The 18,042-nt window shown below is 59.6% G+C and carries 19 protein-coding genes; 6 read left to right on the top strand and 13 right to left on the bottom strand.

Going from position 1 to position 18,042, the window contains the following annotated elements; all coding sequences use genetic code 11:
* The first annotated feature begins 1 nt into the window (after position 1).
* Positions 2 to 1,003: an LLM class flavin-dependent oxidoreductase gene (locus BM317_RS22570; protein ID WP_092167650.1), complete on the top strand. Its 1,002-nt coding sequence runs from the start codon at positions 2 to 4 to the stop codon at positions 1,001 to 1,003.
* A gap of 53 nt (positions 1,004 to 1,056) precedes the next feature.
* Here BM317_RS22570 and BM317_RS22565 read toward each other — a convergent pair whose 3' ends face one another.
* The gene (locus tag BM317_RS22565) at positions 1,057 to 1,278 is read right to left on the bottom strand and encodes a DUF1161 domain-containing protein (RefSeq protein WP_092476330.1); all 222 of its coding nucleotides are present in this window, start codon (positions 1,276 to 1,278) and stop codon (positions 1,057 to 1,059) included.
* Between the two features lie 117 nt (positions 1,279 to 1,395).
* Positions 1,396 to 1,611 (bottom strand): dodecin, encoded by a 216-nt coding sequence (locus BM317_RS22560; RefSeq protein ID WP_003177209.1) that lies wholly within the window; start codon positions 1,609 to 1,611, stop codon positions 1,396 to 1,398.
* Between the two features lie 156 nt (positions 1,612 to 1,767).
* On the opposite strand from BM317_RS22560, the gene BM317_RS22555 reads away from it, so the two are divergent.
* Entirely contained in the window at positions 1,768 to 2,094 is a 327-nt protein-coding gene (locus BM317_RS22555; RefSeq protein WP_025211165.1) for an ElaB/YgaM/YqjD family protein, read from the top strand.
* Here the strand turns inward: BM317_RS22555 and BM317_RS22550 are convergent.
* Positions 2,067 to 2,984 carry a LysR family transcriptional regulator gene (locus tag BM317_RS22550; RefSeq protein WP_092476327.1) on the bottom strand — a complete coding sequence of 306 codons (918 nt, stop codon included), beginning with the start codon at positions 2,982 to 2,984 and terminating at the stop codon, positions 2,067 to 2,069. The two genes, BM317_RS22555 and BM317_RS22550, sit on opposite strands and share 28 nt — an antisense overlap.
* A gap of 112 nt (positions 2,985 to 3,096) precedes the next feature.
* On the opposite strand from BM317_RS22550, the gene trpB reads away from it, so the two are divergent.
* Together trpB and trpA are read left to right on the top strand one after the other, a co-directional pair.
* Positions 3,097 to 4,329, top strand: coding sequence for a tryptophan synthase subunit beta (gene trpB, locus BM317_RS22545; protein ID WP_053127073.1), 1,233 nt, complete (start codon positions 3,097 to 3,099; stop codon positions 4,327 to 4,329).
* The gene (trpA, locus tag BM317_RS22540; protein ID WP_092476323.1) at positions 4,329 to 5,141 is read left to right on the top strand and encodes a tryptophan synthase subunit alpha; all 813 of its coding nucleotides are present in this window, start codon (positions 4,329 to 4,331) and stop codon (positions 5,139 to 5,141) included. The genes trpB and trpA overlap by 1 nt, the downstream gene beginning before the upstream one ends.
* Positions 5,142 to 5,241: 100 nt before the next feature.
* Here the strand turns inward: trpA and BM317_RS22535 are convergent, their stop codons facing one another.
* From BM317_RS22535 to BM317_RS22490, 10 genes are all read right to left on the bottom strand, one after another.
* Positions 5,242 to 7,203 carry a DUF7844 domain-containing protein gene (locus BM317_RS22535; RefSeq protein ID WP_092476317.1) on the bottom strand — a complete coding sequence of 654 codons (1,962 nt, stop codon included), beginning with the start codon at positions 7,201 to 7,203 and terminating at the stop codon, positions 5,242 to 5,244.
* A complete protein-coding gene (locus tag BM317_RS22530; protein WP_003187020.1) occupies positions 7,200 to 7,520 on the bottom strand; it encodes a DUF2388 domain-containing protein in 321 nt (106 codons plus the stop codon). Before BM317_RS22530 ends, BM317_RS22535 begins: the two co-directional genes overlap by 4 nt.
* Before the next feature lie 27 nt (positions 7,521 to 7,547).
* The gene (locus BM317_RS22525; protein WP_092167633.1) at positions 7,548 to 7,856 is read right to left on the bottom strand and encodes a DUF2388 domain-containing protein; all 309 of its coding nucleotides are present in this window, start codon (positions 7,854 to 7,856) and stop codon (positions 7,548 to 7,550) included.
* Positions 7,857 to 7,962: 106 nt separating this feature from the next.
* Positions 7,963 to 8,280 (bottom strand): DUF2388 domain-containing protein, encoded by a 318-nt coding sequence (locus tag BM317_RS22520; protein ID WP_003196441.1) that lies wholly within the window; start codon positions 8,278 to 8,280, stop codon positions 7,963 to 7,965.
* 322 nt (positions 8,281 to 8,602) lie between these two features.
* Positions 8,603 to 8,818, bottom strand: coding sequence for a DUF1127 domain-containing protein (locus tag BM317_RS22515; RefSeq protein ID WP_072398028.1), 216 nt, complete (start codon positions 8,816 to 8,818; stop codon positions 8,603 to 8,605).
* A 319-nt stretch (positions 8,819 to 9,137) separates the two neighbouring features.
* Positions 9,138 to 10,631 carry an acetyl-CoA hydrolase/transferase family protein gene (locus BM317_RS22510; RefSeq protein ID WP_092167630.1) on the bottom strand — a complete coding sequence of 498 codons (1,494 nt, stop codon included), beginning with the start codon at positions 10,629 to 10,631 and terminating at the stop codon, positions 9,138 to 9,140.
* Between the two features lie 199 nt (positions 10,632 to 10,830).
* Positions 10,831 to 12,267 carry an NAD(P)(+) transhydrogenase (Re/Si-specific) subunit beta gene (locus tag BM317_RS22505; protein ID WP_092167627.1) on the bottom strand — a complete coding sequence of 479 codons (1,437 nt, stop codon included), beginning with the start codon at positions 12,265 to 12,267 and terminating at the stop codon, positions 10,831 to 10,833.
* Positions 12,267 to 12,590: an NAD(P) transhydrogenase subunit alpha part 2 gene (locus tag BM317_RS22500; protein WP_003187010.1), complete on the bottom strand. Its 324-nt coding sequence runs from the start codon at positions 12,588 to 12,590 to the stop codon at positions 12,267 to 12,269. Before BM317_RS22500 ends, BM317_RS22505 begins: the two co-directional genes overlap by 1 nt.
* 15 nt (positions 12,591 to 12,605) lie before the next feature.
* Positions 12,606 to 13,727 (bottom strand): Re/Si-specific NAD(P)(+) transhydrogenase subunit alpha, encoded by a 1,122-nt coding sequence (locus BM317_RS22495; protein ID WP_092167624.1) that lies wholly within the window; start codon positions 13,725 to 13,727, stop codon positions 12,606 to 12,608.
* A 434-nt stretch (positions 13,728 to 14,161) separates the two neighbouring features.
* Positions 14,162 to 15,058, bottom strand: coding sequence for a LysR family transcriptional regulator (locus BM317_RS22490; protein WP_092476313.1), 897 nt, complete (start codon positions 15,056 to 15,058; stop codon positions 14,162 to 14,164).
* A gap of 155 nt (positions 15,059 to 15,213) precedes the next feature.
* Here BM317_RS22490 and BM317_RS22485 point away from each other — a divergent pair, with 155 nt between their 5' ends.
* Entirely contained in the window at positions 15,214 to 16,395 is a 1,182-nt protein-coding gene (locus BM317_RS22485) for an acyl-CoA dehydrogenase (RefSeq protein WP_014335919.1), read from the top strand.
* A gap of 13 nt (positions 16,396 to 16,408) precedes the next feature.
* Positions 16,409 to 17,629 (top strand): CaiB/BaiF CoA transferase family protein, encoded by a 1,221-nt coding sequence (locus tag BM317_RS22480; RefSeq protein WP_092476311.1) that lies wholly within the window; start codon positions 16,409 to 16,411, stop codon positions 17,627 to 17,629.
* The last annotated feature ends 413 nt before the right edge of the window (positions 17,630 to 18,042 follow it).

Genomic DNA, 18,042 nt, shown 5'->3' with positions numbered 1-18,042 from the left:
CATGAAACAGCTGTCCGACGTGAAATTCTCAACCCTCGACTTGGTGCCCGTGCGCGCCGATGGCAATGCCGCCCAGTCCTTGCGCAACTCGCTGGACCTGGCGCAGCACGTGGAAAAATACGGCTACACCCGCTTCTGGGTAGCCGAGCACCACAACATGGACGGTATCGCCAGTTCGGCGACGGCGGTGCTGCTGGGTTATCTGGCGGGGGGCACTTCGACCATCCGCGTCGGCTCCGGCGGTGTCATGCTGCCCAATCATGCGCCGTTGATCATTGCCGAACAGTTCGGCACGCTGGAAAGCCTCTACCCGGGTCGAATCGATTTGGGCCTGGGACGTGCGCCAGGCTCCGACCAGATGACCGCGCGGGCGTTGCGTCGCGAGCGTTCCGGCAGTGCGGACGATTTCCCCGAGGACGTGGCCGAACTGATGCGCTATCTCGGCCCGCGTACCCCGGATCAACGCATCATCGCCATGCCCGGCACCGGGACCAACGTGCCGGTATGGCTGCTGGGTTCGAGCCTGTTCAGTGCGCAATTGGCCGGTGAGCGCGGTTTGCCCTACGCATTCGCCTCCCATTTCGCACCGCGCTTCATGCACGAGGCGATTCGCATCTACCGTAACCACTTCAAACCGTCGGCGGTGCTCGACAAGCCTTATGTGATGCTCGGCGTGCCGCTGGTCGCGGCGGATACCGATGAACAGGCCGATTACCTGGCGACGTCGGTGTACCAGCGGATACTGGCGCTGATGCGTGGCCAGAGCCTGGTGCAGCGTCCGCCGGTGGAAACCATGAACGGTCTGTGGTTGCCCCATGAGAAAGAGGCGGTTGGCGATTTCCTGGGCCTGGCCATGGTCGGCGGCCCGCAGAAGATTCGCGCCAAGCTGCAAGTATTGATCGAGCAAACCCAGGCCGATGAGCTGATTTTCACCAGTGACCTGTACGAACACGCCGATCGTTTACACTCCTACGAGTTGCTGGCGCAGGTCATGAAAGGCTGAATGACGCCCATGAAAAAGCCGACGCAATGCGTCGGCTTTGATGTTCGAAAGAATCACTTTTTATAGATGATTTCTTTCGTACCGCCCTCACAGGTGCCGACGACTTTTCCGCCAGTCGCTGCGCCTTTATCGACGATTTCCAGTGAATAACCTGGCACGCCCTTGGCGTCCAGCTTCGCTGCGATTTCGCTTTTCAGCTCTTCGCAGGGCATACCGGCCGCAAACGCACCACCGGCAAGGCTCAGCAAACCCAGGGCCACCATCAACTTTTTCATCGCTCGCACTCCTTGGTCGGATCAAATAGGGCAGGTATTGGAAAAAACGTAACGCGCAGACCATAGCGCATCGCCACTCCCTATGGCACTCCGCCAGCGTGCAAGTTCAAAAGAACCTCAGCTATTGGCTATCCGGAACCCGACTTTGATGGTCACCTGAAAGTGCGCGGCCCGGCCATTCTCGATGTGGCCGCGGGTTTCCGTGACTTCGAACCATTCCAGATGCTTGAGGCTTTTGCTGGCCTCGGCCAAGGCGTTGTTGATGGCGTCTTCAATGCTGGTGGGAGACGAGCCGACCAGCTCGACTTTTTTGTAAGTGTGATGATCACTCATGGGGATTCTCCTTGGTTGTGTTTAACAGCCTAGCAGCGATTTTTCGCCTTACGTGTGTCGTCGTTCGCGCGCTGAAGTTCAGATTTACTGCACTTTCAGAAACGACCGGAGTCCCAATTCACACACGCCACTCAACCACTGCAGGAGAGAGCCACCATGGCCAGCAATTCGTTACGCAAAGCCTCGTTGCAAAGCATGGAAGCGGAGATCGAGAGTCTGCTCAAGTCATTGGAAAGCCTGAAGGACGACGCTTCGGACGAGTCGCGCAAGACCCTCAAGTCGCTCAAGGCCAATGCCGAGAGCGCGCTGAAACATTCTCGTCATCTGCTCAGCGATGCCTATGAAGAGGTCAAGGTGAAAACCCGTGAAACCGGGATCGCCACTCGCGACTATGCGCAGGAACACCCGTGGACCACGGCCGGTGTCGCAGTCGGTGCGCTGGGTCTGCTGGCCGCTTACCTGCTGTGCAAGCGCGGTGACTGAGTCGGTTGGCTCAGCTCATGCCTGAGCCACTGGGCCAATTGCCGAGCGCGCCCATCTGCGGCGCGCTTGGGCAGCCACAACGCCAGTCGCGCCGCGGTTTCATCGAAGCCCCACGGCGCGACCAGGCGACCGGCGCGTACGTCCTCGGCCACCAGCGGCTCGGGCGCGATCGCCACGCCTAACCCCGCTACGGCGGCCTCCAGCAAATAATACAAATGCTCGAATCCTTGCCCGAACTTCAGTGCCTGGGGTTCCAGGGCGTTTTGTCGTGCCCAGGTCGGCCAGGCTTGGGGGCGGGATGTGGTGTGCAGCAACGGCTCGTCAAGCAGCGCGCTGGCCGGTGCGGCTTGCAAGCGGGCGAATCCGGCGTAGTGGGGGCTCACCACGGGGCCGATCCGCTCGCTCACCAGTTCGTACACCTGCATATCGGCCGGCCACGGCGGCTCGGCGAAGACCAGCAGGGCATCCAGCCCCGGTCGCCTGGGGTCCAGGTCGCCTTCGCCGGCGGAAAGGTGCAGGCGCAAATCCGGCAAGTCGGCGTTGAGCCTGCCCAGGCGGGGAATGAACCAGCGCGCCAGCAGGCTTCCCGAGCAGCCTAGGACAAACGGGGCATCTGCCGTACTTTGCATCAGCTCCGCGCAAACACCGCGCAACCGCTCGAACGCATCGGCGCTGACGTCCCGCAGGCGCATGCCTGCATCTGTGAGTTTCAGGCCGCGCCCGTCCTTGATGAACAAGCTGACGCCCAAATGCTCTTCCAGCACCTTCAGCTGTCGACTCACGGCCCCATGGGTGACATGCAGCTGTTCGGCCGCCTGGCTTACGCTGTTCAGGCGGGCGGTAGCTTCGAAGGCGCGCAAGGCGTTGAGCGGAGGAAGATCGTGGCTCATTTTATCTGTGAGTTTTCCTGACAGGTTGTGGCGATCTTATCGGTTTTCACCGGGGGATGTCAGGGGTAGAGTGAACCTCATAGTCTTTCAACGCATTTGCCTGGAGCGCCCGATGACCCAGCCTACGACCCCTTTCAACCTGCGCAGCGGCCCCGACGCCAACGGCCTGTTCGGTGCATTCGGCGGCCGCTATGTGGCCGAGACCCTGATGCCGCTGATCCTTGATCTGGCCCGTGAATACGAAGTGGCGAAGGAAGATCCGGCCTTCATAGAAGAATTGGCCTACTTCCAGCGCGACTACGTCGGTCGCCCAAGCCCGCTCTACTTCGCCGAGCGCCTGACCGAGTACTGCGGCGGTGCCAAGATCTATCTCAAGCGTGAAGAGCTGAACCACACCGGCGCGCACAAGATCAACAATTGCATCGGCCAGATCCTGCTGGCACGGCGCATGGGCAAAAAACGCATCATCGCCGAGACCGGCGCCGGCATGCACGGCGTGGCCACCGCCACCGTGGCCGCGCGTTTCGGGCTGGATTGCGTGATCTACATGGGCACCACCGACATCGAACGCCAGCAGGCCAACGTGTTCCGCATGAAGCTGCTGGGGGCCGAAGTGATCCCGGTGGTCGCCGGTACCGGTACCCTGAAGGACGCAATGAACGAGGCCCTGCGCGACTGGGTCACCAATGTCGACAGCACGTTCTACCTGATCGGCACTGTGGCAGGCCCGCATCCGTATCCGGCCATGGTGCGCGACTTCCAGGCCGTGATCGGCAAGGAAACCCGCGATCAACTGCAAGCCCAGGAAGGTCGCCTGCCGGATAGCCTGGTGGCGTGCATCGGCGGTGGCTCCAACGCCATGGGCCTGTTCCACCCGTTCCTGGACGACAAGAGTGTCGAGATCATCGGCGTCGAAGCCGCCGGTTATGGCATCGAGACCGGCAAGCACGCGGCGAGCCTGAACGGTGGCGTTCCGGGTGTACTGCACGGCAACCGCACCTTCCTGTTGCAGGACGACGACGGCCAGATCATCGATGCCCATTCGATTTCCGCAGGTCTCGACTACCCCGGTATCGGCCCGGAACATGCCTGGTTGCACGACATTGGTCGCGTCCAGTACACCTCGGTGACCGACGCCGAAGCCCTGGAAGCCTTTCACAAATGCTGTCGCCTGGAAGGGATCATTCCTGCACTGGAAAGCGCCCATGCCCTGGCGGAAGTGTTCAAACGCGCACCCAACCTGCCGAAAGATCACCTGATGGTGGTCAACCTGTCCGGCCGTGGCGACAAAGACATGCAAACCGTGATGCACCACATGGAACAGTCCCAGCAGGAGAAACACTGATGAGCCGCCTGCAAACCCGTTTTGCCGAACTCAAGGAACAGAACCGCGCCGCCCTGGTCACTTTCGTCACGGCCGGCGACCCGAACTACGACACCTCGCTGGCGATTCTCAAGGGGCTGCCGGCGGCCGGTGCCGACGTGATCGAGCTGGGTATGCCGTTCACCGATCCGATGGCCGACGGCCCGGCGATCCAGTTGGCGAATATTCGTGCCTTGGGCGCCCAGCAGAACCTGGCGAAAACCCTGCAGATGGTTCGCGAGTTCCGTAAGGACAATACTGAGACGCCGCTGGTGCTGATGGGCTACTTCAACCCGATCCACCGTTATGGCGTGCAACGTTTCATTGGCGAAGCGCTGGATTACGGTGTGGATGGCCTGATCGTTGTGGACATGCCGCCCGAGCACAACAGCGAACTGTGCGAACCGGCCCAGGCGGCTGGCTTGCACTTCATCCGCCTGACGACGCCGACCACCGACGATGTGCGTTTGCCGACGGTGCTTAACGGCAGTTCGGGTTTTGTGTACTACGTGTCGGTGGCGGGCGTGACCGGTGCCGGTGCCGCGACCCTGGAGCATGTAGAAGAAGCCGTGGCGCGTCTGCGTCGCCATACCGATCTGCCCATCAGCATTGGTTTCGGTATTCGTACGCCGGAGCAGGCTGCCGCCATCGCACGATTGGCTGATGGGGTGGTGGTGGGCTCGGCGCTGATCGACCATATCGCCAGCGCCGAAACATCGGAACAGGCAATTGATGGGGTGTTGAGCTTGTGTGCCGCCCTGGCCGACGGTGTGCGCAAGGCGCGTCTCGGCTGATTTGATTCAGCTGACAGCCACGAAAAAAAGGGTTCAGAACTCGGTTCTGAACCCTTTTTTTATTACACCAGGAACAGTCTTGGCGCTGCTCTTTGTAGGGTCAAGGCAACTCCAGCCCGCCCCCGGCCTTGTGCAGCTTGCGCAAATGCTCGCCAATCTCTTTCACATTGGCTTCGCTCGCCGCAATTTCAGCCGCGCGGCTCGGCTCGAGCAGCGCCCGGACTTCCTTGTCCAGATCGCCTGTCAGCGTTTGCAGTTGTTTCTGCCGTAAGCTGCTTTCCGATTCCAAGCGTTGCCACTCGCTGGGTTGCGGCAAGCCGTAGCCGCTGCTGCCCAGCAGTTCGGCCGGACGGCTCAGGAAACCGCTGTTGGCGAGGATCTGCTGCAGCGTCGCATTGGCCCTTTCCATCCCGCCGTTCTGCAATTCACGGGCACCCAGGTAGCGCTGTTTGACTTCATCCTGCGCCAACAACAATTGCCGGCGATAACTGGCCTGTTCCAGCAGCAACAACGCCGCGCTGGTGCGCAGGTCGGCCTGTTCGAACCAGACGCGGCGTTCGGCGGCGTCCAGGGTCAGCCAGTCTTCCACCGTTTGTTGCTTGATCGGCAGATACTTCTTCAGCACCTCGAACATCGCCTGGTACCGCTCGCGGAATGAGTCGAAGCGGTAGCCCAGCCGCAAGGCTTCCTTGGGATCATCCAGCACGCTGGTATCCGCCAGGCCCCGGCCCTTGAGTACCTCCAGCAGGCCGTTGGGCATGATGCTGTCCAAGCCCTTGAGTTGCTCGTTATTGCTGCCGCTGCGCAACAGTTTCAAGCTCTCCACGGCGCAGTTATTGGACAGGAAGTAATAGTTGCCGTCGTAGCTCCAGTGCATTTCGGCGGCGTGCTCGACCGTTTCCTCGATCTCGGTACGTGACAGGTTCAGCGGCACCGATGCCAGGCTGCGCAGTTCGGTCTTGGTGTATTCATCGATCACCTGGGCCAACGGCAATACGAACAGGCGCGACGGGTATTTGCCGACCAGCCCGTCCCAGCTCGACAACTGCACATCGCCCACGAAGGCGCGGTATGACAGCACCAGGTGTTGGTCCAGATCCAGTCGGCAGTCCGGGCCACGTGGGCGGCCCGGTGCGCAGATCACCAGTCGGAGCATGCTGTGGCCCCAGCGGCTCACCCAGTTCTGGTTGGCCTCGGCCAGCAGGTAATCGATGGCATAGACCCGTTCTGGATCAACCTTGCCCAGCGGTGTCTTGGCGAAGTCGTTCCCGGCGTTGAGGAAGGCGAACGATTGGGTGCAGGTGTCCTTGGCGGCGGGGGCCCAACCGAAGTGTTCCTGGTAATAGCGATACAGGGCGGGGCGTCGGCAGGCATAGCTGGAGTCCAGGAGAAAGTACTCCATGTTGACCGCGACGAACTCCTTGGGGCTGCTCGTTTCATAGAGATCCGGGCTGCGGGCGACCTGGCGGTTGTGCTGTTCCCGTTCACCGCGACGGCCGACGTATTGTGGCCAGCCGGCCAGGTCCAACAAGCGAGGATCATCGCTAAGGGTGAAACGGCGGTCGTTCTGGCCCCGGCATTCATCGGGAAGACCGATCAACCCGGCGCTGCTGTTGCGTCGAGTGCAACGCTGGATCAGTGCGCGTTCGGCCTCTGGCCATAGACGCGAGCGATCATAGATGTGGGTCAGTTCGTGCAGGACCGTGGCGAGCATTTCCCGGCGCACGGTGCCGTGGGGGCGGTGGGTCTTTTGCGTCGCGGCGCTGCCGTCCACAAGGCTGTCGAGCAGGTTGCTATTGAGGTCCAGTTGCGACACCAGCGAGGCCTGGCCGTAGGCATTGGCGGGCATCTGGTCGGTCCAGCCGACATCGATGCGTCGGTCCAGCCGCTCGATGAAGCGCGGCGGCAGGGCCCGCATTGCTTCATCGAGCAGTGCCTGGCTGGCCTGCTGTTGCGCCGGGCTCAGGCCTTCGACGTTGAGGTGCAATTGCAGGCCGGCCTGGGCCATGCTGCCCGTGAGCAGCAAGACCCCGGCCGCCAGCCAGGCGGCGAACCGCCTCACAATGCGAGAATGGCTTCGGCGAGAACCTGGTCACTGGCGTCGCGGGCTTCCGGCACGCGGGTGCGCAAGGTGTCGAAGGCGGCCTCGAGATGAGCACCACGAATTTCACCATTGCTGGCGACAAAACTGGCCGCATCGTCATGGGCTTCGCGGACGATTTTCGAATCACGGATGGACGTGGTGGTGTCGGAAGTGAAATCGATCGTGCGCTGGGAAGCGCGAACGATGATGTTACTGGTGGCTACCAGGGTATGTGCCTGGGCCACATCGGCCAACACCAGCAGGCCTAAGGCGGCAGCAATCAGCGGGCTACGCATGGAACGACTCCGGAAAAATAAGGATAACTATTGGACGAGAATTGCTTGTGCCAGTTCAAGGTCGCTGACGTGAAGTTTTGGCTGGGTCCGGCGCAGGTAATCCAGGGCCGACTCCAGTTGTGCACCTCGCAGTTGCCCGTCGCTGGCGATGAATGCCGCAGCGTCATCGTGAGCGGCGACGATCAGTTTATGGTCGAAGGGCGCGGAGGTCACCATGCTCGTGGCATAGCCGCTGACCACCACTTGTTGGGTGGACACATCGAAGGCATGGGCCGGAACAGACCAGCAAGAAACGATGAAGAAAGACGCGATGAACAGATCTGAGTAGAAACGCATGGGACTCGACGGTTGATGGCGAGTTTGAAGGCTAGCGCAAACCGGCGGGCCAGAGCCAGCGCTGAAACATCGGAACACCATTTGGCGCCCGATGTTTCATGTTGCATCAGATCACCAGGATGGCTTGGGCCAGTTGCGCATCGGTGGCGTTGAGCTGCGGTGCCTGCTGGCGGATGTAATCCAGGGCGCTTTCCAGTTTCACGCCACGGATGGCGCCTTCGCTGGCGACGAAGCTGGCGGCGTCATCACGGGCGGCTTGAACGATCTTGTTGTCACGCAGGGATGAGGTTGCATCGGAGGTCACGTCGGAGGTGGCCTTGAGTGCTCCGACGATGGAGTCGGTGGTAACAATGAAGCTGCTGGCGTTGGAGTGGGCGGCTACGGCCAGCAGGGCAACTGCGCTGAGCAGGCGAAGACGGATCATGATGAAACTCCTTGAATGATGGGGTGATGCCGGTGCGTGTAGCAGGAAGAGGAGACGCATGCTCGACTCGCTTCGCCACGTTCGCCTCGATATTAGGACAGGATCGCGTTGGCTGACAGCCCTTGCGACCGCCATTGGCTGCATGGGGCGAGCTACTGTACTGGTGTTTTTTATATATTGTTTAAACTGTTATGTCTCCAAGGCTTTCGTCAAAATCGGTCCCCGGAAACGACAAGACCCGTCGCGGTTACCCGCGACGGGTCTTGTGTGTTCAATTCGGTGCTGGCGGTGGACCCGGTGGGTCAGGGCCAGCGACGCTGAGTTAGCGCCAGAACGGCTTGCTCAGCTCTTCGTAGCGTTGTGCTTCGCTGATACCGGCGTCAGCCAGCAGGCGCGAATCCAGACGAGCCAGTTGGTGACGGCTGGCGATGCGGCGCTGCCACAACATCAGGTTGGCGATAACGCGAAGAGGCAGGGAAGCCTGGTTTTTTGCAGCTTTGTCTTCGAAAAACAGCTCGGAACTGAGTGTACGTTCCATGGTTGACATCCTTCCGCTTGTGGCGGGATTAGGTAGTGGTTTGACTGGTGCCCATGATCCTCTCGTTTGGCCAGTCTCTCTAGATACAGTTCACCTGTATTGTGAGAGACCAGTTAACTGTTAAAGAGCGGTGTACTGGTCGATATTGAGGCAACTGTACCTGTCTGCGCAATATTGGTGCATTTTTGCTAGCTGACGTTGAGTTTGTGGGAGAAGACTGTAAGGAAACACCGGTACAGCAGTACAGTTTTTGCTTCGTTAGGGGCGTGTGACGGCCTTCAACCAAAACTGTATTTGCGATAACGGTGATCCAGCTGTATCAGACGGCCAACATGCATCCGGTTTCTTCGAGGTTCAGGTGCCAACTCAGTGCATCGCGCAGGATGTGCGGAGTATGTCCGCCCAGGGCGCACGCGGCGTTGAAATATTCATTCAAGGCCTGGCGGTAGGTGGGGTGCACGCAATTGTCGATGATCACTCGCGCGCGTTCCCTTGGTGCCAGGCCCCGCAGGTCGGCCAAGCCGATCTCGGTCACCAGGATGTCGACGTCATGTTCGGTATGGTCCACATGGCTGACCATCGGCACGACGCTGGAAATGGCCCCACCCTTGGCAATCGACTTGGTGACGAAAATCGCCAGGTGGGCATTGCGGGCGAAATCCCCTGAGCCGCCGATGCCATTCATCATCCGCGTGCCGCAGACATGGGTGGAATTGACGTTGCCGTACAAGTCGAACTCCAGCGCGGTGTTGATGGCAATGATGCCCAGGCGACGCACGACCTCGGGATGGTTGGAGATCTCTTGTGGGCGCAGGACCAGCTTGTCCTTGTACCTTTCCAGGTTGCCAAACACATCGGCATTGCGTCGACCCGACAGCGTGATCGAGCTGCCGGAGGCGAAACTCAGCTTGCCTGCGTCGATCAGGTCAAATGTCGAGTCCTGCAAAACCTCGGAATACATGGTCAGGTCTTCGAACGGGGAATCGATCAGCCCGCACATCACGGCATTGGCGATGTTGCCGATCCCGGCCTGCAACGGCCCGAGCTTGTTGGTCATGCGGCCGGCCGAAACCTCCTGCTTGAAGAAATCGATCAGGTGATCGGCAATGGCCTGGGTGTCGCTGTCCGGTAGCGCGACGGTCGAAGGCGAGTCGCCTTGGTTGGTAATGACAATGGCGGCGATTTTTTCCGGCGGGATCGCAATGGCGGGGCTGCCAATACGGTCGTCGACTTTCACCAGGGGGATGGGTGTACGGGTGGGGCGATAGGTCGGGATATAGATGTCGTGCAGCCCTTCCAGATTCGGGTTGTGAGCCAGGTTGATCTCGACGATCACTTGTCGGGCGAAAATGGCGAAGCTGGCTGAGTTACCCACCGATGTAGTGGGTACGATATGTCCTTGCTCGGTAATGGCCACGGCTTCGATCACGGCAATATCGGGCAGCTTGAGCTGGCCGTTGCGCAGTTGCTCGACAGTTTCCGAAAGATGCTGATCGATGAACATCACCTCGCCTGCGTTGATCGCCTTGCGCAGCGTGCTGTCGACCTGGAACGGCATGCGTCGTGCCAGTACGCCGGCTTCGGTGAGCTCCTTGTCGAGGTCATTGCCCAGGCTTGCACCGGTCATCAGGCTGATTTTCAACGGGGTGATCTTGGCGCGTTCAGCCAGGGCGTGGGGCACTGCTTTCGCTTCTCCGGCGCGGGTAAAGCCGCTCATGCCGACGGTCATGCCGTCCTGAATCAACAAGGCTGCTTCGGCAGCGCTCATCACTTTATTCAATAACGAAGGCAGGCGAATGCGATCACGGTACATAGGTGGTTATCTCGGGCTGGAAGCAAGATGCGCAGTCTAGTGAATTAGCGCTGTGCCCGACCCGCTACAAAGGTCGCATTTTAGGCGTCTATTACAAGCGTCTCAGGCAAAACATCATTACCGGATCGGTAATATTTTGCCTTGATACAAATCAAAACGCCCCGACAGGTCGGGGCGTTTTCGGGTAAAGCGGCGAGGGTTAATCCACCGCTTTGACCATGTCTTCGATGACCTTCTTGGCGTCACCGAACACCATCATGGTCTTGTCGAGATAGAACAGCTCGTTGTCCAGGCCCGCATAGCCGCTGGCCATCGAGCGTTTGTTGACGATGATGGTCTTGGCCTTGAACGCTTCGAGGATCGGCATGCCGGCAATCGGCGACTTCGGATCGTTCTTCGCCGCCGGGTTCACCACGTCGTTGGCGCCGAGCACCAGCACCACGTCGGCCTGGCCGAACTCGGAGTTGATATCTTCCATCTCGAACACCTGATCGTAAGGCACTTCGGCCTCGGCCAGCAGGACGTTCATGTGCCCGGGCATGCGACCGGCCACCGGGTGGATCGCGTATTTGACGGTCACGCCGTGGTGGGTCAGCTTCTCGGTCAATTCTTTCAGCGCGTGCTGGGCCCGGGCCACCGCCAGGCCATAGCCCGGCACGATGATCACGGTATCGGCGTTGGTCAGCAGGAAGGTGGCGTCGTCAGCCGAGCCGGATTTCACCGGACGGGCTTCTTTGGAGCCGGCCGGGCCAGCAGCATCTGCGGTATTGCCGAAACCGCCGAGCAGCACGTTGAAGAACGAACGGTTCATTGCCTTGCACATGATGTACGACAGGATCGCACCGCTCGAGCCCACCAGCGAACCGGCAATGATCAGCATTGAGTTGTTCAGCGAGAAGCCGATACCCGCTGCAGCCCAACCGGAATAACTGTTGAGCATCGACACCACTACCGGCATGTCCGCGCCGCCGATCGGGATGATGATCAGCACGCCCAGGACAAAGGCCAGGGCCAGCATCAAGGCGAACGCGCCGAGGTTGCCGGTGAACATGAAGGTCAGGCCCAGACCCAGCGTTGCCAGACCCAGGATCAGGTTGAGCTTGTGCTGGCCACCAAACTGTACTGGTGCGCCCTGGAACAGACGGAACTTGTACTTGCCCGAGAGCTTGCCGAATGCGATCACCGAACCGGAGAAGGTGATTGCACCAATGGCTGCGCCGAGGAACAGTTCCAGACGGTTACCGGCTGGAATCGAATCACCCAATTGCTTGACGATACCCAGGGACTGCGGCTCGACGACGGCCGCGATGGCAATGAATACCGCCGCCAGGCCGATCATGCTGTGCATGAACGCCACCAGTTCCGGCATCTTGGTCATTTCGACGCGCTTGGCCATGATCGAGCCGGCGGTACCGCCGACCAGCAGGCCGACGATCACGTAGCCGATGCCGGCGGTCGCCAGTTCGGCCCCCAGTTTGTAGATGAGGCCCACAGTGGTCAGCACCGCCAGCGCCATGCCGAGCATGCCGAACAGGTTGCCTCGGCGGGAGGTGGTGGGGTGCGACAGGCCTTTGAGGGCTTGGATGAAGCAGATCGACGCAATCAGGTAGAGCGTCGTTACCAGGTTCATGCTCATTACTTGGGCGCCTCTTCTTTTACGGCTTTCGGGGCTTTTTTCTTGAACATCTCAAGCATGCGGCGCGTCACGAGGAAGCCACCGAAGACGTTCACCGCGGCCAGGGCCACGGCAAGGGTGCCCATGGTCTTGCCCAAAGGGGTCACGGTCAGCGCGGCGGCGAGCATGGCGCCGACGATCACGATCGCCGAAATGGCGTTGGTCACCGCCATCAACGGCGTGTGCAGCGCGGGCGTTACGTTCCAGACCACGTGGTAACCGACATAAATCGCCAGCACGAAGATGATCAGGTTGTAGATACCGGGGGAGATAAGCTCTTCCATTGTCTGAATCCCTGCTTAGGCGTTTTTACGGATGACTTGGCCGTCGCGGCACATCAGGCACGCGGCGACGATGTCGTCTTCCAGGTTCACGTCGAACTGACCTTCCTTGGTGAAGACCAGCTTCAGGAAGTCCAGCAGGTTACGGGCGTACAGCGCCGAAGCGTCGGCCGCGACTTCACCGGCCAGGTTGGTCGGGCCGCAAATGGTCACGCCGTTCTCGATCACGACCTGATCAGCCACGGTCAGCGGGCAGTTACCGCCTTGGGCTGCCGCTAGGTCGATGACCACCGAGCCGGGTTTCATCTGCGCGACAGTTTCGGCGCTCAGCAACGTCGGTGCCTTGCGGCCCGGAATCAGTGCGGTGGTAATGACGATGTCAGCCTGTTTGGCGCGCTCGTGCACGGCTTGGGCCTGGCGCTGCATCCAGCTGGCCGGCATCGGCCGGGCGTAGCCGCCGACGCCGACGGCGCACTCACGCTCTTCGTCGGTCTCGTAAGGCACATCGACGAACTTCGCGCCGAGGGACTCGATTTGCTCCTTGACCGCCGGGCGCACATCCGAAGCCTCGATCACCGCGCCCAGGCGCTTGGCCGTGGCAATCGCCTGCAACCCGGCGACGCCCGCACCGAGAATCAGCACGCGCGCCGCTTTCACGGTGCCTGCGGCAGTCATCAGCATCGGCATGAAGCGCGGATAGTAATGGGCGGCCAGCAATACGGCTTTGTAACCGGCGATGTTCGCTTGAGACGACAGCACATCCAGGCTCTGGGCTCGGGAAGTGCGTGGCGCGGCCTCAAGGGCGAAAGCGGTAATGCCGCGCTCGGCCAGCTTGACGATGGTTTCGTTGTTGAACGGATTGAGCATGCCCACCAGAACGGTGCCGCTCTTGATCAGCGTCAGTTCGCTGTCGCTGGGAGCCACCACCTTGAGGATCAGCTCGGCCCCGAATGCATCACTGGCGCTGCCAATGGTTGCGCCCGCTGCCTCATAGGCACTGTCGATAACGCTGGCCTTGATACCGGCGCCGCTTTGAACAGTGACTTTATGGCCTTGGCCGACCAACTTCTTGATGGTTTCCGGGGTAGCAGCAACCCGTGTTTCACCCGTTTGGGTTTCGAGGGGAACACCAATGTGCACGTCAAATCTCCTGCGTGATCTTATTGAGTAAACCCAGGCACTTCGGATGGTGCGGCTGGGGCGGCCGATCAGCACGGCCCCGCCAAACCAGACGGGGCGCGGCATTTTGCAGGCGAAAATTCAGCCCTTCAAGAGATTATGACGGGTGACGGAAAATTAACTACAAGTCACCCTGTGACCGAATGTCGCAATTATCGATCGGCAGCCCGTGTAGGCCGTGCTTTCCAAGGATTCAGGTTCAAATTGACAATTTTTCCCATCGGCCAGATGAATAAGCGCTGATGCGTTGCGCGATATGGCTCCAGGCCATGTATTTAGACGCTTTGGAGACTACTGCACAGGATTGATAACAGATTGACTGAATGCGACATAAACTTATATCTGTAGCGACTTCTGTTAGTTTACTACCTAAGTCTGTTTATACTTTTCCCTTATTAATCAAGTAGATAGTTGTTGGCTTTTTTCACGAGCCAATCACGAAAGGCTCGAAGGGAGGCGGATTCGGCCTTTCGCTCTGGAATCATCAGGTAGTAGGCCTTGATGCTCGACAGCGCGTTACGGTTGGCCACGACCAGTCGTTTCTCTGCCAGTTCGCGTTGAATCAAAAAGGGCGGAATCAGCGCGATACCCATGTCGTGCATAGCCGCTTGGGCGAGCATGGAGAATAGTTCATAACGCGGCCCTGTCAGGTCTCGCGCAATATTCAGGCTCTGGGCGTTGAACCACTGGCGCCATGCGTACGGACGAGTGGTCTGCTGGAGCAAGGGCAGTTCGGCGACCTCCTCTGGTGTCAGGCCCTTGCGACCGTCTAGCAAGGCGGGGCTGCATACCGGCATCGGATTTTCGCCCATCAGCTTGTGGGATTCGGTACCGGACCAGTCCCCATCGCCAAAATAGATGGCGGCGTCAAACTCCGTATCGGCAAAGAGAAAGGGGCGCGTGCGGTTGGTCAGGTTGACGGTGACTTCCGGATGCTGCTGCTGGAAATCCTTGAGGCGTGGCAGCAGCCATTGGGTGCCGAAGGTTGGAACCACGGCCAGTTCGATCACGTTCGCACCGGTGTGCCCCATCACTGAAAGTGTGTCGCGCTCGACTGCATCCAGTTGGGTGGCAACGCGTCGGCTGTAGGAAAGACCTGCTTCGGTCAGTTTGACGCCGCGGCGCGAGCGTCGGAAAAGCTCCACGCTGAGGAAGTCCTCCAGGCTGGCGATCTGTCGGCAGATAGCGCCTTGCGTGAGAGAAAGCTCCTGCGCCGCCTTGGTGAAGCTTTCATGGCGCGCGGCAGCCTCGAAACTGACCAGGGCGGCGGTGCTGGGGATTTTACGGCGCATGTACCTAAGCCTCACTCATTAGCCGTGCAACCAGGGTTTATAGTGTTTACGAAGTGAGAAATTAGCACAGGTTAGTGCGTAATCCTCGTTTGCCCTTGTAGGAAACCGCGCCTAGGATCAATCCACGACTTCATTTAATTGGCGAGGACTCTTTCATGGCCGGTAAAGCGAGCTTCAACTGGATCGATCCGTTGTTGCTGGATCAGCAGCTCACCGAAGAAGAACGCATGATCCGCGACACTGCCGAGCAGTTCGCCCAACAGAAACTCGCACCGCGGGTGCTGGAAGCGTTCCGTCATGAGAAAACCGACCCGGCGATCTTCCGCGAGATGGGTGAAGTCGGCCTGCTGGGGGCTACCATTCCTGAACAGTACGGCGGCAGCGGGTTGAACTACGTCAGCTATGGCCTGATCGCTCGTGAAGTAGAGCGTGTGGATTCCGGTTATCGCTCGATGATGAGCGTGCAATCCTCGCTGGTCATGGTGCCGATCAACGAATTCGGGACTGAGGCGCAGAAACAGAAATACTTGCCGAAGCTGGCGTCTGGTGAATGGATCGGCTGTTTTGGTCTGACTGAGCCGAACCACGGTTCCGACCCCGGTGCGATGATCACTCGTGCGCGTAAAGTGGAAGGCGGCTACAGCCTGACGGGCAGCAAGATGTGGATCACCAACAGCCCGATCGCTGATGTATTTGTCGTCTGGGGCAAGGACGACGCCGGTGATATCCGCGGCTTCGTTCTGGAAAAAGGCTGGAAGGGGCTGAGTGCGCCGGCCATTCATGGCAAGGTCGGGCTGCGCGCCTCCATCACTGGCGAAATCGTCATGGACAACGTATTCGTTCCGGAAGAGAACATCTTCCCGGATGTCCGTGGCCTGAAGGGCCCGTTTACTTGTCTGAACTCGGCGCGCTACGGCATCTCCTGGGGCGCCTTGGGGGCGGCTGAATTCTGCTGGCACACTGCTCGCCAGTACACGCTGGACCGTCAGCAGTTTGGTCGCCCGCTCGCTGCGAATCAGTTGATCCAGAAGAAACTGGCCGATATGCAGACTGAAATCACGCTGGCCCTGCAGGGATGCCTGCGTCTGGGGCGTATGAAAGACGAGGGCACGGCGGCGGTCGAGATTACCTCGATCATGAAGCGCAACTCCTGCGGCAAGTCCCTGGATATTGCCCGCATGGCGCGGGACATGTTGGGCGGCAACGGTATTTCCGATGAGTTCGGCATCGCGCGTCATCTGGTGAACCTGGAAGTCGTGAACACCTATGAAGGCACGCACGATGTGCATGCGCTGATTTTGGGGCGTGCGCAAACCGGTATCCAGGCGTTCTACTAATAGGAGAACGGTCATGGGCGCGCTTTCGCATCTGCGGGTATTGGATTTATCGAGGGTATTGGCCGGGCCGTGGGCCGGACAGATCCTGGCGGACCTGGGGGCTGATGTCATCAAGGTCGAGCGTCCCGGCAATGGTGACGATACGCGCGCCTGGGGGCCGCCCTTCCTGAAGGATGCCCGAGGCGAGAACACGACCGAAGCCGCTTATTATCTTTCAGCCAATCGCAACAAACAGTCGGTAACCATCGACTTCACGCGGCCAGAGGGGCAGCGGCTGGTGCGAGAGCTGGCAGCCAAGTCCGACATCCTGATCGAGAACTTCAAGGTGGGCGGCCTGGCGGCGTATGGCTTGGACTATGACTCGCTAAAGGCGCTCAATCCGCAATTGATCTATTGCTCGATCACCGGGTTTGGCCAGACCGGCCCTTACGCCAAGCGCGCCGGGTATGACTTCATGATCCAGGGGCTGGGGGGCTTGATGAGCCTGACCGGTCGCCCCGAAGGCGATGAGGGTGCGGGGCCGGTGAAGGTAGGGGTCGCGTTGACGGATATCCTCACGGGGCTGTATTCGACCGCTGCCATTCTGGCGGCGTTGGCTCATCGTGATCATGCCGGCGGCGGGCAGCACATCGATATGGCCCTACTGGATGTTCAAGTGGCTTGCCTGGCCAACCAGGCGATGAACTACCTGACCACGGGCAATGCGCCGAAGCGTTTGGGTAATGCTCATCCGAATATCGTGCCTTATCAGGATTTTCCGACGGCGGATGGCGATTTCATCCTGACGGTGGGTAATGACGGCCAGTTCCGAAAGTTCGCTGAGGTTGCCGGTCAACCGCAGTGGGCTGATGATCCGCGTTTTGCCACTAACAAGGTGCGGGTGGCGAACCGGGCGGTGTTGATTCCGTTGATTCGCCAGGCGACGGTGTTCAAGACCACCGCTGAATGGGTGACTCAGTTGGAGCAGGCGGGTGTGCCGTGTGGGCCTATCAACGACCTGGCCCAGGTGTTTGCCGATCCTCAGGTGCAGGCTCGCGGGTTGGCGATGGAATTGCCCCACCTGCTGGCCGGTAAAGTGCCGCAGGTGGCCAGTCCGATTCGACTGTCCGAGACGCCAGTGGAGTATCGCAATGCGCCTCCTTTACTAGGAGAGCATACGTTGGAGGTGCTGCAGCGAGTGTTGGGGTTGGACGAGGCTGCGGTGATGGCGTTTAGAGAGGCTGGGGTGCTGTGAGTCTTCTCTTCTATATAGAGGAGCGTGTTAAAGGGCAAAAGCGACAGGTTTACCGGTGCTGCGCAACTTATTGATAGAAATGCGAAATTAAGGGTTGACGGCAGATTCTGGAAGTCTATAATTCGCCCCACTTCCGGCGCAGTCTAAGCGGAAAACTCCTTGAGATTCAATGAGTTAAGTAGGTTTCGAAGGCGCAGGGCTTCAGTTCATCGAAGTCTGGAAGGGGCAGATGGGGCGGTGTTGTTTGGCTCTATGTGCGGTTCGATCTTCTCGGTCGAAAGCGGTGAAAAAGAGGTGTTGACAGCAGCGAGTAACGCTGTAGAATTCGCCTCCCGCTAACGAGAGATCGGAGGCGCAAGTGGTTGAAGTTGTTGAGGTTTCCGAGGCGAAACTTTGAAAACTTCTTAAAATAA

The organism is Pseudomonas sp. NFACC24-1 (assembly GCF_900115235.1).
In the GTDB taxonomy this organism is placed as follows: Bacteria; Pseudomonadota; Gammaproteobacteria; order Pseudomonadales; family Pseudomonadaceae; genus Aquipseudomonas; species Aquipseudomonas fluorescens_AA.
Note: the sequence above shows the minus strand (reverse complement) of the source record. Positions and strands in the feature narration are given on the sequence as shown.

Coding starts and splice junctions, on each gene's coding strand:
- BM317_RS22570 (WP_092167650.1), top strand. CDS start 2: ATGAAACAGCTGTCCGACGTGAAATTCTCAACCCTCGACTTGGTGCCC.
- BM317_RS22565 (WP_092476330.1), bottom strand. CDS start 1,278: ATGAAAAAGTTGATGGTGGCCCTGGGTTTGCTGAGCCTTGCCGGTGGT.
- BM317_RS22560 (WP_003177209.1), bottom strand. CDS start 1,611: ATGAGTGATCATCACACTTACAAAAAAGTCGAGCTGGTCGGCTCGTCT.
- BM317_RS22555 (WP_025211165.1), top strand. CDS start 1,768: ATGGCCAGCAATTCGTTACGCAAAGCCTCGTTGCAAAGCATGGAAGCG.
- BM317_RS22550 (WP_092476327.1), bottom strand. CDS start 2,984: ATGAGCCACGATCTTCCTCCGCTCAACGCCTTGCGCGCCTTCGAAGCT.
- trpB (WP_053127073.1), top strand. CDS start 3,097: ATGACCCAGCCTACGACCCCTTTCAACCTGCGCAGCGGCCCCGACGCC.
- trpA (WP_092476323.1), top strand. CDS start 4,329: ATGAGCCGCCTGCAAACCCGTTTTGCCGAACTCAAGGAACAGAACCGC.
- BM317_RS22530 (WP_003187020.1), bottom strand. CDS start 7,520: ATGCGTAGCCCGCTGATTGCTGCCGCCTTAGGCCTGCTGGTGTTGGCC.
- BM317_RS22525 (WP_092167633.1), bottom strand. CDS start 7,856: ATGCGTTTCTACTCAGATCTGTTCATCGCGTCTTTCTTCATCGTTTCT.
- BM317_RS22520 (WP_003196441.1), bottom strand. CDS start 8,280: ATGATCCGTCTTCGCCTGCTCAGCGCAGTTGCCCTGCTGGCCGTAGCC.
- BM317_RS22515 (WP_072398028.1), bottom strand. CDS start 8,818: ATGGAACGTACACTCAGTTCCGAGCTGTTTTTCGAAGACAAAGCTGCA.
- BM317_RS22510 (WP_092167630.1), bottom strand. CDS start 10,631: ATGTACCGTGATCGCATTCGCCTGCCTTCGTTATTGAATAAAGTGATG.
- BM317_RS22505 (WP_092167627.1), bottom strand. CDS start 12,267: ATGAGCATGAACCTGGTAACGACGCTCTACCTGATTGCGTCGATCTGC.
- BM317_RS22500 (WP_003187010.1), bottom strand. CDS start 12,590: ATGGAAGAGCTTATCTCCCCCGGTATCTACAACCTGATCATCTTCGTG.
- BM317_RS22490 (WP_092476313.1), bottom strand. CDS start 15,058: ATGCGCCGTAAAATCCCCAGCACCGCCGCCCTGGTCAGTTTCGAGGCT.
- BM317_RS22485 (WP_014335919.1), top strand. CDS start 15,214: ATGGCCGGTAAAGCGAGCTTCAACTGGATCGATCCGTTGTTGCTGGAT.
- BM317_RS22480 (WP_092476311.1), top strand. CDS start 16,409: ATGGGCGCGCTTTCGCATCTGCGGGTATTGGATTTATCGAGGGTATTG.